A 14,123-nucleotide genomic window follows, 5' to 3' on the forward strand; every position below is an offset into this window, starting at 1 on the left:
GGCTCCGGCCAGGTGAAAGTAGGTAATCGCCATCTTATTCAAATATCAAAGACTTATCGTGATAAGCAATACAAAAAGCCTCATAAATATATGGGGCTTTGTGTTTTTATAACTAACAAATTTAAATTATCCTTATCAATTTGTTTATATACAAAATAGGGGCTATCCTAGATAACTTTACTTTAGACTCTCTCTAACCCAGTGTCTAATTAGCTTTAGTTGCTCTTTAGAATCACTGTGATTAAATCTCCACTCACACTCCTTTAAAAACAAGTGAAAATGCTCCCTAGGGATACCATTTATATGATTATGCTTCTTAGCGAATAACTTACTATGGTTAATTCTATAGTGTTTAAATTCTGAAACATCTAAGGATTATAGCTCCTAAACGTATCTGTGTAAACGATACTATCAGGCTTAACTTTTTCTCTAATTATAGGTAATAAAGTATCACTCTTAGCATCTGGAACGATTACAGTATATACCTTACCATTCCTTTTAAGTAAGCCAAATACAGGGACTTTACCACCAGCTCCTCTACCTCGTTTTCCTTTAAGAGTTCCTCCAAAGTAACTTTCATCTACTTCAATTTCTCCAGCAAACATTTCTAAATGCTCACTGTTTTGATAAATAAGTAATCTTAATCTATGAAAATAATAGCTGGCTGTAGTTTTATTTACTGATACTAATTCTGATGCAGTTCGTGCTGTACTTCCCGCTATAAATAACTCTATTAATTTGTCTTGTTTGTATGAACTTAATCTACTTTTTCTTATCAAAACCATCCTAACATAACTTAGTTATCTAGGATAGCCCTTCTTTATTAATAATAGTAGGAGATGCATATAGGTAGGTAGAATATGATATCAATAATATGTACATTAATAGTTTTTGCTACGTATAATTTTATTCTTTGCTTGCCAAAAAATATTCAAGAGCTAATTGGTATTAGTGAAGATATATTAAGTATAATGAAAATATAAATAGAATGTAAGTAATTGGAAATGCAAATCTAGAGAATATATCTAGTCTCTTTGCAAAGCTTTGTTTATCTAGTTTTATCAGCCAGTATACGATTAGACTTTCTAGGACTGTTGAAAATAGAATAGTAAAGGATAGTAATAAGAAGCCGTCTGTGAAGGTTAGATAGTCAATATCTGGCATTTCCCCCTCAATCAAAAACTGGTATGCGATAACGGATAAAATCCCTATAAACGCTATATTTAACCTGTCTGATAATGCTTTAGTGTCCATCCAGAATACGGCCCACATTGCTAATACTAATAGTGTCAATGGGATTAATACTTTTAAGAGAATATTGGTAGGCTTTCTTTCCAATGAAATACTAAACTCTAGCATTGACACTTTCTCTGACTTTCCATAATAGTATTTTGTAGGATTTGTATTTACTAAATTAAAGTTAGTAAGGTGCCATTCTGCTATATTTACATTTGGATGGTCTTTAACGTAATCTTTAACAGTAATCCTATGATTTGGTTCTACTACCAATTTTACTTCGTTAGAGTCGTATCCAAACGGTATTATGTATGCTTTTAAGGTCTGCTTATCAAATGGGAATTTCTCAAGTTGCATAGGTGTTTCAAGATGTAGTGTTCGTTGTTCTGTATATACAACATTTCCATCAGGATAAATTTTTATTTGTCTTGCTTTTATTTGAGGAGACCCAACTTCATTTATTATTGATATTTGAGGTTTCCAACCTTCAAAAATTTCATCATATTGAAAGTCTCCTTGATATAAAATGTAAGGAGTTTTTTCTTCATTTGCATTAAACTTTAATCTTGGATCATTCCATCTGAATTTGAAAATAACATCAATTTGTAATTGCTCATTAACTTCATCTAAGCTTTGTATATCAGTAATGAATGCAGAAGTCTTTACAATTGTAGGTTCTTGTGGAGGAATGCTGCCATATCCGAACATATTTTTATAATAAGCTAAAGATATAACTAGCAAAAAAAATAATTTTAAAAGATTATTGTTAAGCATGATTACTAATTAGTTTTTATTCTTTATAGATATTTTACTAAACTAGTATATTCAAACCAAATTTTGATCAATATTAATTACTAAATACATTTTTGTATTAAATTAGAATATGATTAATTGAATAATGTTGATTATTATATTGATAAAAGGCTTCATGATAGTAAACAATAAATTAGATCCGTTAAATGGGATTAAAACTAAAGCAAATAAAATATAAAAGCCATATTTTTGTAAATTACTATACTTATATGCTATGGCTTTAGGTAAAAAAGAAGCTACTATTTTACTACCATCAAGAGGAGGGATTGGTAGAAGATTTAGGATCATAAGCACAATATTAATCATTACGCCGTAAAAAGCCATTCCTTGTATATAGGGATATGAAGTTATATATTTTGCTATTATTGCCCATATTATTGCCATTAAAAAATTCGCTAGAGGGCCAGCAATGGCTACAAGAGCAATATCAAGTCTAGGATTTTTTAAGTTGCTGTGATTTATTGGGACTGGTTTAGCCCAACCAAAAATAAAAGGAAATCCGGAAGCTAAAGATCCTATCAGCATTAACCCTGGTACTATGATAGTGCCAATTAAATCTATATGAGAGACTGGGTTTAAACTAACTCTTCCCAATTTATATGCAGTATTATCACCTCTATATTTTGCAATATAACCATGCGCAGCTTCATGTATCGTTATTGCAAATATTAATGGGATTATAGCCATTAGAGATGTTATTAAAATATGGTTAAGATCCATACAACATGTTTTAGAAATTTTAATTTTGCAATTATAGTTACTAGACGTATAAATATAAAGCTAAATAATTAAATTAATAAAAAAATCTACAATGGTGCATATAAATACTTAATATTTAATATTTAGTGTGGTATAAATTTAAGTGTAGCTTAATTAATATTGAGTTTAATTAGATTTTATTAAATTTGTAAGGAGTGTTTCTATGAAAAAAATAATAACTGTAATTTTGGTATCTTGTGTACTAGCTTCATGTGTATCTACATATGAGCCTGTACCAGCAGATAAACAATCTCAACAATAAAATGAGGAGACTATTATGAGAAAAAATATTTTTAGAGTAGCAGTTATGACAGTACTTTCAATGATTTTGATGTCTTGTGTTGTCAAGCATGAGTGTCCAACTAAATTAGATGCAAATGGCAATAAGTATATGGACAGAAATGCCTGTGCACAAAATACATATTTACTAGGATTTATTCCGTTAGGTTAGATTCTTGGAGGCATAAAATGCTGATACTTAAATATTTTTTGACAGTATTTTCTTAAGATTTCTTTAAAAAGGTGTGTCCTATAAATTATAAGATTTTATCAATAAAATTAAACTTCTAAATTTGCTGTATAAAAGGCTTGTTGCAGATAATAAAGTAGGTAATATCCTACCTGTGGGGGTCGATTTGTGTTTCATTTTATTTATAGGAGACTCGTTATATGGCAAATCAATATTCGGGAAATTTTGAACAAATTGTAAAAAATAGATTCAACTGTTCAGCAAAAGAAGTTTTGTTAAAATGTCAAAGAGAAGGTTTAAGTTATCAGGAAGCTGAAAAGGTTCTGGGATTTAAGCACGTAACTATTAGAAAGTGGGCGAAGAGATTTGATATTAAGTTGCCAGCTAGGTTTAGATTTGATGAAGATCGTTTTGGTCAAAGCAAAGAGATTGCTTATGTGAATGAGTGTAAGTCAAATAACATTAATAAGGCTAATATCTTTAGTCGTTGTTGGATAAATATGAATCTCTATTCAGCAATCAAAGCTAAATCCTGATTAACTGAAATTTCTGTATTATTTTCGCTTTGGCAAAATGTTATGCTGTCATTAGGAGTTAAAATGATAACTGTTGAGCCAAAGTTAAACCAGCCAAGTGTATCTCCTTTTTTGAATTCTATATTAAAGTTGTCACTGTTGTAATCCCAAGTTTGTACATCTCTATAGTAGCTTGGGGCTACTTTGCCGTGCCAAACTGTTTCGATACCGGCAACAAGTAAAGCACCTACAAAAATCACTGCAACTTCACCAATTTCTGTATTGAAGTAACAAACTAATCTCTCATTTTTTGCAAATAAATTATCAACATTTTTTGCAGTGGTTTGGTTTACAGAAAAAAGCTTACCAGGTATATAAACCATTTTTGTGAGCTTGCCATCGATAGGCATATGGACTCTATGATAATCTTTGGGAGATAGGTATATAGTTGCAAATTTTGTGAAATTGGTTGTTGAACTATCAGCTATTAGAGCCTTTAGTGTAAAGGTTTTTCCCTTAGCTTGAATTAAACTGCCATTAGTAATATTTCCAAACTCACTTAGAACGCCATCTGCAGGAGAGGAGATAACTTTTTTATCTGAAGATATAGGTCTTAATCCATCTTTTAATTCTCTTATGAAGAAGTTGTTAAAAGAAGAGTATTTATTTATATCAGTCTCTTTAGCCTCATTTATATTGATTTTAAACTTTTTTATGGCTAAATTTATTAGATAATTTTTTAGATGTCTATTTTTTGATTCTGCTAATCTACTAACTAGTCTCGATGTTAAAGAATGAGGGATTATGTATTGCAGAAATATAAAAAGTTTATCTTTCATTGTTCTTTTACTCTTGAAGCTTTTATTATTATTAGTATAGCACTGTGTTATAATGTTTAGTTAATTTAATTAGCTAGTTACTATATATTTGTAGATGAAAAAAAGTTTCCAAATTTTCATTTTAGTGAGTCTTGGTTTATTGTTACAAAACTGTGCAACTAATGATGTAGATAATGATTTCACTGCTGAAAGTCTTTCTAATGAGAGCTTTAGCTGGGATATATTTAGAAATAGGAAGTATGAGTATGCTAAAGTTCAGGTTAAAGAAGAGCCTTCTTTGATAATTCCTACAGGTTTAAATGGTGAAAAAATCAAACCAGCTTTAAAGCTTCCTGATGGTGATGATAAGTACGCTAGGTCACAAGTTCCTAAAGCATATCAGCAGATGTTACCTCCAAATTATACAGTCAAGTTCGATATGGCTAAAATAATAAGTGATCAGATATCAAAAGTTTCCATAAGTGTTGTTTATGATGATTCTGGATCTTTGAAACTTGTATTTAGAGAGCCACTATCTATAACCATAAATTTACTAGATGACTATTTCAAAGATCATCCTAATAGTTATACCGTAACATCTGAGAAGGATGAAGTGTTATCGGGACATTTGATTACAGTTAAAGATGCTCAAAAAGATAGAATATTTGTTATTAAGGCACGTAAAATTGATGAGCTCTCTAGTTTGGTTAAAATAAATGCTGTCTTTACTGGAGATGGTCAGTCTCAAGCACCTGATCATATTTCAGAAGGTGTTAGATTACTAAGTGATATTCGTAAAGAATTAAATAATACCGAATTAAAAAGCGATAATAATCTAGAAATTGCTAAAAAAGCAGAGTTGGATATGGCGGCTTCTGAAGCTAATGCGAGTAAAGGGCAGTCAAGTTTAGGAGGATTGTTAGGTTCTGCTAAGAAGAGCAAGTTCGGTTTTGGTTCATATGATAGAACTATTGATAAATCTATACAGCAAGATGAGACAGACCAGATTCAAAATCAGATGAAAGATTATACTAAAATTACTGCGCCATCCGACAATAGTGTCTACGATAGTCAAGCACAAGCACAAGAGTTAAATACATAGGTGATAGAAGATGTATGATATTTCAGTTTTTATCGGAAGATTTCAGCCTTTTCATAGGGGGCATCTGCATAACATATTAGTAGCTTTGGAAAATAGTAAGAAAGTTATTATAAACGTAGGAAGTTCATTTAACGCTCCAAATATAAAAAATCCATTTTCATTTGAATTTAGAAGGCAGATGATTATAGAGGACTTAAAATTGGCTGGTATTGATTTATGTTTGATTGAAATTGAACCACTAGCAGATTATTTCTATCAAGAGCAAAAATGGGAAGAGTCTTTACGTCAAAATGTCTATAAGTACGCTAGGCTAGATGAAACTATAGCTATTGTTGGACATATTAAGGATGAATCTAGCTATTATATTAAGAGTTTTCCAGAGTGGGGATATATACCAGTAGATAATTATAAAAATTATAATGCCACAGAGTTTAGAAAATATTTTTATAAAGGCGAAATCCTTGATGAGTATATGTGTAGTCGAACACTAAATCAGGGAACATTTAAGTTATTAAATGCTTTTATGCAAAGCGTAACATATCAAGATCTGGTTGCTGAAAATAATTATGTTGTCGACTATAAGTATTCATGGAGAAATGCGCCGTATAAACCAAACTTAGTTACAGTGGATGCTCTAGTTATAGTAAATAATCATATTCTTCTAGTCCAAAGGAAAGGTTTTCCTGGTAAGGGTTTGTGGGCATTGCCAGGTGGATTCTTGGAGTGTGAAGAGACCATATCTCAAGCGATAGTAAGAGAGCTGTTTGAAGAAACAAATATAGATTTAAGTATTGAACAATTATCTTTAGCAAAAAGATTTGAAAAAGTTTTTGACTATCCTGATCGTTCTGTTAGAGGTCGAACTATTAGTCATGTTGGTGTTTTTGTGTTGGAAGAATGGCCGAGTTTACCAATAATAAATGCCGCAGACGATGCTAATAAAGTTCAGTGGGTTTCTATAGATTCAATTATAAATAGTATGTATGATAGAATGCTAGAAGATCATTATCAAATTATCACAGTTCTGCTAGAAGAGTGTGGTGTATAGGGATATAAGGAGTTTTTTGTTATGAGTTTATCAGTTGTTATTTTAGCCGCAGGAAAGGGTTCAAGAATGAACTCTAATAAGCCAAAAGTTTTACAAACTTTAGCAGGAGAAACCTTAATTAGGCATGTGATAAATAGAGTTGAACCTTTAAAGCCCAATAATATAATTGTTGTTACAGGTCATCTAAAAGAGATGGTTGAAGAAGAACTTACAGATAAAGGTGTTACCTTTGTAGAGCAAAAAGAACAGTTAGGAACAGGGCATGCAGTACTACAGGCCTTACCTCAGATTAAAGAGGATAAAGTCTTAATTCTATATGGTGATGTGCCTTTAATATCTACAGAAGTCTTGGCTAATTTGATTAAATCAGCAAGTAATGATCTAGCTGTTCTTACCGCTGTTGTAAATAATCCGACGGGACTCGGACGTATTGTAAGAGATAAGTTTGGTGCAGTAAGCCATATAGTCGAAGAGAAGGATGCTACAGATGGACAGCGCCAGATCAAAGAGATAAATACGGGTATATATTGTGTATCTAGAGATCACTTGGAAAAATGGCTGCCTAATCTAGGCAATACTAATGCACAAGGTGAGTATTATCTTACAGATATAGTAGCAATGGCAAGAGAGGATAACATCTCTATAACGGTAACTCACCCTGTTGAAGAATTTGAAATACAAGGTGTTAATGATAGAGTTCAACTTGCACAACTTGAAAGACAGTGGCAGAAGCATATTGCTGAAGTAATAATGTCAAAAGGTGTTAGTGTTGCGGATCCTAATAGAATAGATGTGCGCGGTAAACTTGAGGTTGGCAAAGATTGTTGGTTAGATGTTAATGTAATCATTAAAGGGCAAGTGAAGCTTGGCAATAATGTTGTAGTTGGAGCGAACTGTATTCTAAAAAACTGTACTATAGAAGATAATGTTAAAATAAAAGCTAATAGTATGGTTGATGGATCCATTATTCGTGAAGGAGCTATTGTTGGGCCTTTCGCTAGAGTTAGACCAGAATGTGATGTCAAGGAAGGTGCTGTTATTGGAAACTTTGTTGAAACAAAAAAAACTATTTTAGGAAAGGGATCAAAAGCATCACATTTGACATATTTAGGTGATAGTGAAATCGGAGCTAATTGTAATATTGGAGCAGGTGTAATAACTTGTAATTATGATGGAGTTAATAAGCATAAAACAACAGTAGGAGATTATGCGTTTATCGGATCTGATTCACAGTTAATTGCTCCAGTTAATATTGGTCCTGGTGCAACTATTGGTGCTGGATCAACTATTGCAAAAGATGTTCCAGCTGATAATCTTGCTATCTCAAGAGCAAGACAGCGTCATATTGATACTTGGCAGAGACCTGTCAAAAAAAGACGATAAGTAAAAAGTAAGGTATATAATGTTATGTGTGGGATAGTAGGTGCCAATTCTACAAGAAATGTTACAAATATTTTGATTGAGGGACTTAAAAAACTTGAATATCGTGGTTATGATTCTGCTGGCTTAGCAGTAGTTAATGATTATAATCAAATAGATATGTGTAAAGAAGTGGGTAAGGTTGTTGAGTTAGAAAATGCTGTTGATGACTTATCAGATTTCAAAGGTAATATAGGTATTGCCCATACTAGGTGGGCAACTCATGGTAAACCTTCAAAAGAAAATTCTCATCCGCATGCTTCGGAGAAATTTTGCATAGTACATAATGGTGTAATTGAGAATTTTGCTGAATTAAAAAGATCATTAATTAAAGAGGGCTATCATTTTAAATCAGACACTGATACTGAAGTTGTGGCTCATCTATTAGATAGAGAATGGGATGATTCTAAATCTATTATTGAGAATATCAAGCTTATAACTAAGCTTTTAAAAGGAGCATATGCCCTAGCAATAATTTCACAGAAGTTTTCTGATAAGATCGTTGCCGTTCGCTCAGGCTCTCCTCTAGTTATAGGAGTGGGTATTGATGAGAATTTTATTTCATCTGATACATTATCGTTATTGCCAGTTACTAATAGATTCTCTTATCTTGATGAGGGCGATATAGCTATTATATCTAAACAGGATGTTGAAGTCTTTGATAGTAAAGGAATACCTAAAAATTTAGAAGTTGAAGAATATAACTACTCATCTTCAAGTGCTACTAAAGATGGTTATAAGCACTATATGCTTAAAGAGATATATGAGCAACCAGAAGCTATATCAAATACTATCATGGCATCATTAAATGATGGTGAAATTAGTTTAGATAATTTTGATACAAAAGCTCAAGAGCTATTTGAGAAAACTAAACATATAAGTATAGTTGCATGTGGTACTAGTTATAATGCTGGTATGACTGCTAAATACTGGATAGAAAAGTATGTAAAAATTCCATGTAGTGTTGAGATAGCTAGTGAGATTAGATACAGAGATAATATAGTCGTCGATGGTTCATTATTTGTTAGTATCTCACAATCTGGAGAAACTGCGGATACTTTAGAATCTCTAAGAAAAAGTAAAAAGCAGAACTATATTGGTAGTATGTGTATTTGTAATGTACCAAATAGCTCTTTAGTACGAGAGTCTGATATTGCTTTTATGACAAAAGCAGGTGTTGAGATTGGTGTTGCATCAACAAAGGCGTTTACAACACAGTTAGTAGCATTAGCAATATTTACACTTGTAATGTCTAGATTGAAGGAAAGTTTATCAAATGGTGAGATTGTAAAATATACTAAAGAACTTAATAATATCCGTGCATTAGTTATGGGTGCATTGAAATTAGACCCTGAAATAGACGAGATAAGTGAATACTTCTCTGATAAAGAGCATACAATATTTTTAGGAAGAGGATTGTATTACCCAATAGCAGTAGAGGGCGCTTTAAAGCTCAAAGAAATATCATATATTCATGCTGAAGCTTATCCTTCAGGTGAGTTAAAACATGGACCACTAGCATTAGTAGATAAACATATGCCAATAGTTGCTATGGTACCTAATGATGATTTATTAGACAAAACTCTTTCTAATCTTCAAGAAGTTCACGCTAGAGGAGGAAAGCTAATTCTTTTTGTAGATAAGGCAATAAAAGATAAAGTTAGCTTTGATAATAGTATTGTCTTGGAATTAGATGGTGGACATGATTTTAGTGCGCCAATAGTATTTACAATACCACTCCAGCTTTTATCGTATCATGTAGCTATTATCAAAGGGACAGATGTCGATCAACCTCGAAACCTAGCTAAGTCAGTTACTGTAGAATAGTGATGCTGTAAATTCTGATAGCATTCCCTAAATTATTTTATATAAAAGGTATTCATTATGGATTTTAATAAATCTTTGTCATCTGAAAATATTAGACTTGAAATAATGACTAGAGGAGATTTTGATAGGTTATACAATATAGCTAAAGATCCTGAAATATGGGCTCAGCATAATGATAAATCACGTAGTCAAGTAGATGGGTTTAAAAAGTATTTTGATGATGGTTTAAAAAATCCTCAAAATTGTTATCTGATTTTTCATAATAAAGAACTTGTTGGTTCTACTAGATACTATGAGTATGACTGTATTAAAAAATCAATAAAAGTAGGTTATACATTCTATGCTAAAAAATATTGGGGTACAGAGCTTAATAAAAAAGTTAAAAAACTAATGTTAGACTATGCCTTTGAATCAGTCGAAAATGTACTTTTTGATGTTTGGTATAAAAACATTCGTTCGCAAAAAGCTGTGTCCAAATTAGGAGCTAAACTTTGTGAGAATGATACTTCTCGTGAAAGACTAGTTTTTATATTAAATAAAAAAGATTGGGAAAATTTAAGAAATGATTAGATGTAAGCTCTTCTTTGAGCTATTCTAGCTCTTTTGATAGCTTGACGTTTTGCTATCTTTCTTTTTTCAGTTGGCTTTACGTAGTGCTGTCTATCTCTAAGCTCTTGCTTGATACCAGCTTTTTCGCAAGCACGTTTGAAGTTTCTTAGGCTTATGTCAAATGGTTTGCGCTCGTCTACTCTAATACTTGGCATTATAGTACCTCAATATTTATAGCTTCAGGGCCTTTTCTACCTTCTTGAGTTTCAAAAGTAACTTGTTGACCTTCAGCAAGTGTTTCACCATTAAGTTTTGAAATATGTACAAATACATCTTTACCACCATTCTCAGGAGTGATGAAGCCAAATCCTTTTTGATCGTTGAAAAACTTTACTGTACCTTGTGATTTATTATCCATTTTTATTCTCTTTAGTTATTTGTTTAGTTAGTTCTAGCACATTACTGCTAATTATTGTATGGATTTATGAAATGACAATTTAAGAGATTAAGCAAAAACTGAAATTAAATACTCAGAGAAACTTACTCATAAAGATTCCCTGGTTCCTTACTGTATAGATTGTATTATAAAATAGTGCCAAAAGATACAATTTAGAATAAAATATTTAAAACTCACTAAGTACATCTGAAGTAGTATTTAGTCTAGCTTAGACCTTTTAGCTTGCAGAAGATCTTTTGCACTTGACCATTGCTGTACTCGAGGTTCTAGATTTTTGATTTTTTTATCAAATTCTGCCTCAAGATTTATATTGTATAGATTAGCAATTTCAAGAACACATACCAAAACATCAGTTAATTCTGATTTGATTTTTTCATTATCTAAAGTTTCTTCGTAGATTTCTTTCTGCATTATTTCATTAGCTAGCTCTCCAACTTCTTCTGTAAGAGCAATAAAGCTAGCTAATCTTGGGTGAGAAATATCTTTAAAAAGCCTATCTATAATTTGTTGAGCTTCTTTGATTTGCATGAGATTTTTTAAGAGTTAATTTCTGTTATTATTTATTCTACAACACTTATGTCTACAGAAGGACGTAAAGTTGAGCAAACAGCTAAAGCTTCGTGTACTGGATGATCAGCGAACTTTTCAAAAGGAGCATTTGCGCCTGCCTTAGTGTTGATGCATGGGATAGTCTGTTGCATCAAGTTGTAGTCAAATCTAGGCGCCCATTTACGAGATCCAAGTCTAGCTGTAGTTGAACAGTTATCAACCATATGAGCAACACCTTTGAAGTGCATATATGGATTTAGTGAATCTACAGCTTCAATGATAGACTCATTGACAATCTCAGAGTATGCATGACCTTTTTGAGCTAAAACATCAGATTGAGCCATTATACAAGCTATATATACCCCTGCTGTAATTGGATCAATAGGAGTTGTGTGCTGGTCACGTTCAGCTCTTACCTTTTCACCAACTTTCCATAGTTCAGTTTTGTCAATTTTGCCCATTGGTAGACGATCATGACGAGCACCAGCCATTACAACTGAGCGAATTTCATTACCGCTTTCAACATCTTCATAACACTCAATTAAGATATCAAATAGAGGAGTGTAAGCAGCATTGTAAGCATTTTCAAACTTTTGCTTGTCTTCGGCAGATTCTAAGCTTTCATACACTTTTTTCATTCCTTGCGTAGAGATAATCTTAGAAATAGGTCCAGTGATTGCTTCAGCAGTACGTCTGAAAGCTTCTTCTTTGTCCATACCATTATCAGTGAAGTAGCGATAAAGCACTTCGATGATGCCATGTACACCACCAAGTAAAACACCTCTTTCACCAAAGATATCAGAACGATATTCCATTTCCATAGTTGTTGGGAATACAAATGGTGCACCACAAGCTATAGCCCAAGCTAGAGCCTGTTCAGTTGCTCTACCGTTAACATCTTGATATACACCAATACTGCTGTTGATACCGGCACCATTTACTATCTTACCTTGCTCGTATAGGCGGCGAACGGAAGGCCCCATACCCTTTGGACACATTGCAACGATATTTATATCATCTCTAACCTTGTAGTTAATGCTCTCAATAAAGCCAATTAAGAAACCATGAGAGAAACCTAGAGTTGCTCCAGGTTTAACAGCTGCAAAAATCTTATCGTAAAGTTTAGCTTGAGCGGCATCAGAGATTAGGATAATAGCCATATCTGATTCTTTAATAACATCAAACATTTCGCCTAAGGTACCATTTTCTTTAGTGAAACCTACAGCTTCAGCTTGTTTTTCTGAGTTTGAACCAGCACGTAAGCCAACCTTAACTTTGATGTCTGTTCCCTCTAAAGAATCACGTAAATTCTGTGCTTGAGCTGGACCTTGAGATCCCCAACCGATTACACCAATCTGCTTAATTCCCTCAAATGCTTGAGGAAGTTTTTCAAATAGATGACGACCACCAGCAACGATAGTCTCATTTTGTCCACCTAAGTTATATTCTTTAACTTCAAAAATATTGCTTTGAATCTTCATTTTATTCTCCAGTATTAAGCTTTTTTATTATTAGTCTAACTACAAAGTTATACAAAGACTTGCTTGAAATAAAGTGAAAAATTTGCAACTATTTATTGCAGATAGTGCAATAAAACATAAGTATGATTGACAAAAAAGAATTAAAGGCCTTTAAAATTTTGGCTGAAACTCTGCATTTTAGTAAGGCAAGCGAGAAGTGTTTTTTAACACCGTCAGCATTAACCCGCCTTATCCAACGTATTGAACAAGAGATGGAAGTGGTACTTTTTGAGAGAGATAATAGAAATATTAGACTAACAGATGCTGGTAAGATTTATTATCAATTTGCTAAAGATATGCTACAAAAATATGAAGATCTAAACTGTATATTACACCCTAAAAAAGGTCAGGTAATAGGCGATATTAGGCTATCTTGTACCGTAACGGCATCATATGTGGTTTTACCAAATATCATTAAAAAGTTACATATCAATTATCCAGGCATAAAAATACAGCTAACTACAGGTTCAATAAAAAACTGTACTAGCCAGCTTGAAGAGGATGCAACAGATGTAATTATAGCTATTTTGTCAAAAGATATTCCTAGTAATCTTTGTGTTAAAGAAGTGTTGACTACAAAAATGGTAATGATCGCTCCTGCTGTAAAGAAAGTTAATAATTTAAAGCAAGCAATTAAAAATATACCTTTTATAAAGCCAGCCCATTATATTGGTGGTAGTAATTTAGATGAGTGGTTTAAAAAGCAAGATTTAAAACCTGAAATATATGGTGATGTGGATGGTAATGAGGCTATCTTGTCACTGGTATCATCAGGTATTGGAACTTCTATTGTGCCAGAGGTGATATTAAGACACAGTCATCTATCTAAATCTGTAAATATAATAAAAACTCAAGGTTTACCAAGTATATCTGTTGGAGTGGTAATGAGAAAAGAAGCTTTATCATCGCCTGTTAAGAAGATGTTTTGGGAGCTTGTTGAAAGTTTGGGTGTCATTGAAATTTAAATTTCTTATGCGTTAAACAATTTTTTAACATCCTTTTGCTGTATCTATATATTCACTTGTTGATAGTTTATAATGTA

15 protein-coding genes and 1 pseudogene are annotated in these 14,123 nt (G+C 32.5%); 8 read left to right on the plus strand and 8 right to left on the minus strand.

Going from position 1 to position 14,123, the window contains the following annotated elements; all coding sequences use genetic code 11:
* Nucleotides 1-177 precede the first annotated feature (177 nt).
* The 3 genes and pseudogenes from F3D59_RS02620 to F3D59_RS02630 all read right to left on the minus strand — a co-directional run bounded on the left by F3D59_RS02620 (nucleotide 178) and on the right by F3D59_RS02630 (nucleotide 2,769).
* Nucleotides 178-776: pseudogene (locus F3D59_RS02620) on the minus strand (IS1595 family transposase).
* A gap of 172 nt (nucleotides 777-948) precedes the next feature.
* On the minus strand, nucleotides 949-1,944 hold the full coding sequence (locus tag F3D59_RS02625) for a ligand-gated ion channel (protein WP_394367474.1): 996 nt from the start codon (nucleotides 1,942-1,944) through the stop codon (nucleotides 949-951).
* A 168-nt stretch (nucleotides 1,945-2,112) separates the two neighbouring features.
* Nucleotides 2,113-2,769, minus strand: coding sequence for a site-2 protease family protein (locus F3D59_RS02630; RefSeq protein ID WP_150463687.1), 657 nt, complete (start codon nucleotides 2,767-2,769; stop codon nucleotides 2,113-2,115).
* 316 nt (nucleotides 2,770-3,085) lie between these two features.
* Between F3D59_RS02630 and F3D59_RS09940 the strand changes: the two genes are divergently transcribed.
* Complete coding sequence (locus F3D59_RS09940) at nucleotides 3,086-3,259, plus strand: hypothetical protein (protein ID WP_191092422.1); 174 nt, start codon at nucleotides 3,086-3,088, stop codon at nucleotides 3,257-3,259.
* Between the two features lie 218 nt (nucleotides 3,260-3,477).
* Entirely contained in the window at nucleotides 3,478-3,813 is a 336-nt protein-coding gene (locus tag F3D59_RS02640) for a hypothetical protein (protein WP_013923617.1), read from the plus strand.
* On the opposite strand, the gene asd is transcribed toward F3D59_RS02640, so the two are convergent.
* The gene (asd, locus tag F3D59_RS02645; protein ID WP_150463688.1) at nucleotides 3,786-4,631 is read right to left on the minus strand and encodes an archaetidylserine decarboxylase; all 846 of its coding nucleotides are present in this window, start codon (nucleotides 4,629-4,631) and stop codon (nucleotides 3,786-3,788) included. The genes F3D59_RS02640 and asd overlap by 28 nt on opposite strands.
* A gap of 94 nt (nucleotides 4,632-4,725) precedes the next feature.
* Here asd and F3D59_RS02650 point away from each other — a divergent pair, with 94 nt between their 5' ends.
* From F3D59_RS02650 to F3D59_RS02670, 5 genes are read left to right on the plus strand one after another with little or no spacing between them, the layout of a single operon-like run.
* Nucleotides 4,726-5,712 carry a hypothetical protein gene (locus F3D59_RS02650; RefSeq protein WP_041263841.1) on the plus strand — a complete coding sequence of 329 codons (987 nt, stop codon included), beginning with the start codon at nucleotides 4,726-4,728 and terminating at the stop codon, nucleotides 5,710-5,712.
* Nucleotides 5,713-5,722: 10 nt separating this feature from the next.
* Nucleotides 5,723-6,760 carry a bifunctional nicotinamide-nucleotide adenylyltransferase/Nudix hydroxylase gene (locus F3D59_RS02655; RefSeq protein ID WP_150463689.1) on the plus strand — a complete coding sequence of 346 codons (1,038 nt, stop codon included), beginning with the start codon at nucleotides 5,723-5,725 and terminating at the stop codon, nucleotides 6,758-6,760.
* 21 nt (nucleotides 6,761-6,781) lie between these two features.
* Nucleotides 6,782-8,143 carry a bifunctional UDP-N-acetylglucosamine diphosphorylase/glucosamine-1-phosphate N-acetyltransferase GlmU gene (gene glmU, locus F3D59_RS02660; RefSeq protein WP_150463690.1) on the plus strand — a complete coding sequence of 454 codons (1,362 nt, stop codon included), beginning with the start codon at nucleotides 6,782-6,784 and terminating at the stop codon, nucleotides 8,141-8,143.
* Nucleotides 8,144-8,167: 24 nt separating this feature from the next.
* Nucleotides 8,168-10,006 carry a glutamine--fructose-6-phosphate transaminase (isomerizing) gene (glmS, locus tag F3D59_RS02665; protein WP_150463691.1) on the plus strand — a complete coding sequence of 613 codons (1,839 nt, stop codon included), beginning with the start codon at nucleotides 8,168-8,170 and terminating at the stop codon, nucleotides 10,004-10,006.
* Between the two features lie 57 nt (nucleotides 10,007-10,063).
* Nucleotides 10,064-10,576 (plus strand): GNAT family N-acetyltransferase, encoded by a 513-nt coding sequence (locus tag F3D59_RS02670; protein ID WP_150463692.1) that lies wholly within the window; start codon nucleotides 10,064-10,066, stop codon nucleotides 10,574-10,576.
* Here F3D59_RS02670 and rpsU read toward each other — a convergent pair.
* From rpsU to F3D59_RS02690, 4 genes are all read right to left on the minus strand, one after another.
* Nucleotides 10,573-10,770: a 30S ribosomal protein S21 gene (gene rpsU / locus F3D59_RS02675; RefSeq protein WP_013923610.1), complete on the minus strand. Its 198-nt coding sequence runs from the start codon at nucleotides 10,768-10,770 to the stop codon at nucleotides 10,573-10,575. The genes F3D59_RS02670 and rpsU overlap by 4 nt on opposite strands.
* Nucleotides 10,770-10,973: a cold-shock protein gene (locus F3D59_RS02680; protein ID WP_004286368.1), complete on the minus strand. Its 204-nt coding sequence runs from the start codon at nucleotides 10,971-10,973 to the stop codon at nucleotides 10,770-10,772. The genes rpsU and F3D59_RS02680 overlap by 1 nt, the downstream gene beginning before the upstream one ends.
* A gap of 237 nt (nucleotides 10,974-11,210) precedes the next feature.
* The gene (locus tag F3D59_RS02685) at nucleotides 11,211-11,540 is read right to left on the minus strand and encodes a MazG nucleotide pyrophosphohydrolase domain-containing protein (RefSeq protein ID WP_150463693.1); all 330 of its coding nucleotides are present in this window, start codon (nucleotides 11,538-11,540) and stop codon (nucleotides 11,211-11,213) included.
* A gap of 32 nt (nucleotides 11,541-11,572) precedes the next feature.
* Entirely contained in the window at nucleotides 11,573-13,042 is a 1,470-nt protein-coding gene (locus tag F3D59_RS02690) for a ketol-acid reductoisomerase (RefSeq protein ID WP_150463694.1), read from the minus strand.
* Between the two features lie 122 nt (nucleotides 13,043-13,164).
* Here F3D59_RS02690 and ilvY point away from each other — a divergent pair, with 122 nt between their 5' ends.
* Entirely contained in the window at nucleotides 13,165-14,046 is an 882-nt protein-coding gene (gene ilvY, locus F3D59_RS02695; RefSeq protein WP_150463695.1) for an HTH-type transcriptional activator IlvY, read from the plus strand.
* Nucleotides 14,047-14,123: the final 77 nt, after the last annotated feature.

Source organism: Francisella sp. XLW-1, from assembly GCF_008711455.1.
In the GTDB taxonomy this organism is placed as follows: Bacteria; Pseudomonadota; Gammaproteobacteria; order Francisellales; family Francisellaceae; genus Francisella; species Francisella salimarina.

Bases quoted from the DNA above. Each gene is read 5' to 3' on its own strand.
- F3D59_RS02625 (WP_394367474.1), bottom strand. From the start codon at position 1,944: ATGTTCGGATATGGCAGCATTCCTCCACAAGAACCTACAATTGTAAAG.
- F3D59_RS02630 (WP_150463687.1), bottom strand. From the start codon at position 2,769: ATGGATCTTAACCATATTTTAATAACATCTCTAATGGCTATAATCCCA.
- F3D59_RS09940 (WP_191092422.1), top strand. From the start codon at position 3,086: ATGAGAAAAAATATTTTTAGAGTAGCAGTTATGACAGTACTTTCAATG.
- F3D59_RS02640 (WP_013923617.1), top strand. From the start codon at position 3,478: ATGGCAAATCAATATTCGGGAAATTTTGAACAAATTGTAAAAAATAGA.
- asd (WP_150463688.1), bottom strand. From the start codon at position 4,631: ATGAAAGATAAACTTTTTATATTTCTGCAATACATAATCCCTCATTCT.
- F3D59_RS02650 (WP_041263841.1), top strand. From the start codon at position 4,726: ATGAAAAAAAGTTTCCAAATTTTCATTTTAGTGAGTCTTGGTTTATTG.
- F3D59_RS02655 (WP_150463689.1), top strand. From the start codon at position 5,723: ATGTATGATATTTCAGTTTTTATCGGAAGATTTCAGCCTTTTCATAGG.
- glmU (WP_150463690.1), top strand. From the start codon at position 6,782: ATGAGTTTATCAGTTGTTATTTTAGCCGCAGGAAAGGGTTCAAGAATG.
- glmS (WP_150463691.1), top strand. From the start codon at position 8,168: ATGTGTGGGATAGTAGGTGCCAATTCTACAAGAAATGTTACAAATATT.
- F3D59_RS02670 (WP_150463692.1), top strand. From the start codon at position 10,064: ATGGATTTTAATAAATCTTTGTCATCTGAAAATATTAGACTTGAAATA.
- rpsU (WP_013923610.1), bottom strand. From the start codon at position 10,770: ATGCCAAGTATTAGAGTAGACGAGCGCAAACCATTTGACATAAGCCTA.
- F3D59_RS02680 (WP_004286368.1), bottom strand. From the start codon at position 10,973: ATGGATAATAAATCACAAGGTACAGTAAAGTTTTTCAACGATCAAAAA.
- F3D59_RS02685 (WP_150463693.1), bottom strand. From the start codon at position 11,540: ATGCAAATCAAAGAAGCTCAACAAATTATAGATAGGCTTTTTAAAGAT.
- F3D59_RS02690 (WP_150463694.1), bottom strand. From the start codon at position 13,042: ATGAAGATTCAAAGCAATATTTTTGAAGTTAAAGAATATAACTTAGGT.
- ilvY (WP_150463695.1), top strand. From the start codon at position 13,165: ATGATTGACAAAAAAGAATTAAAGGCCTTTAAAATTTTGGCTGAAACT.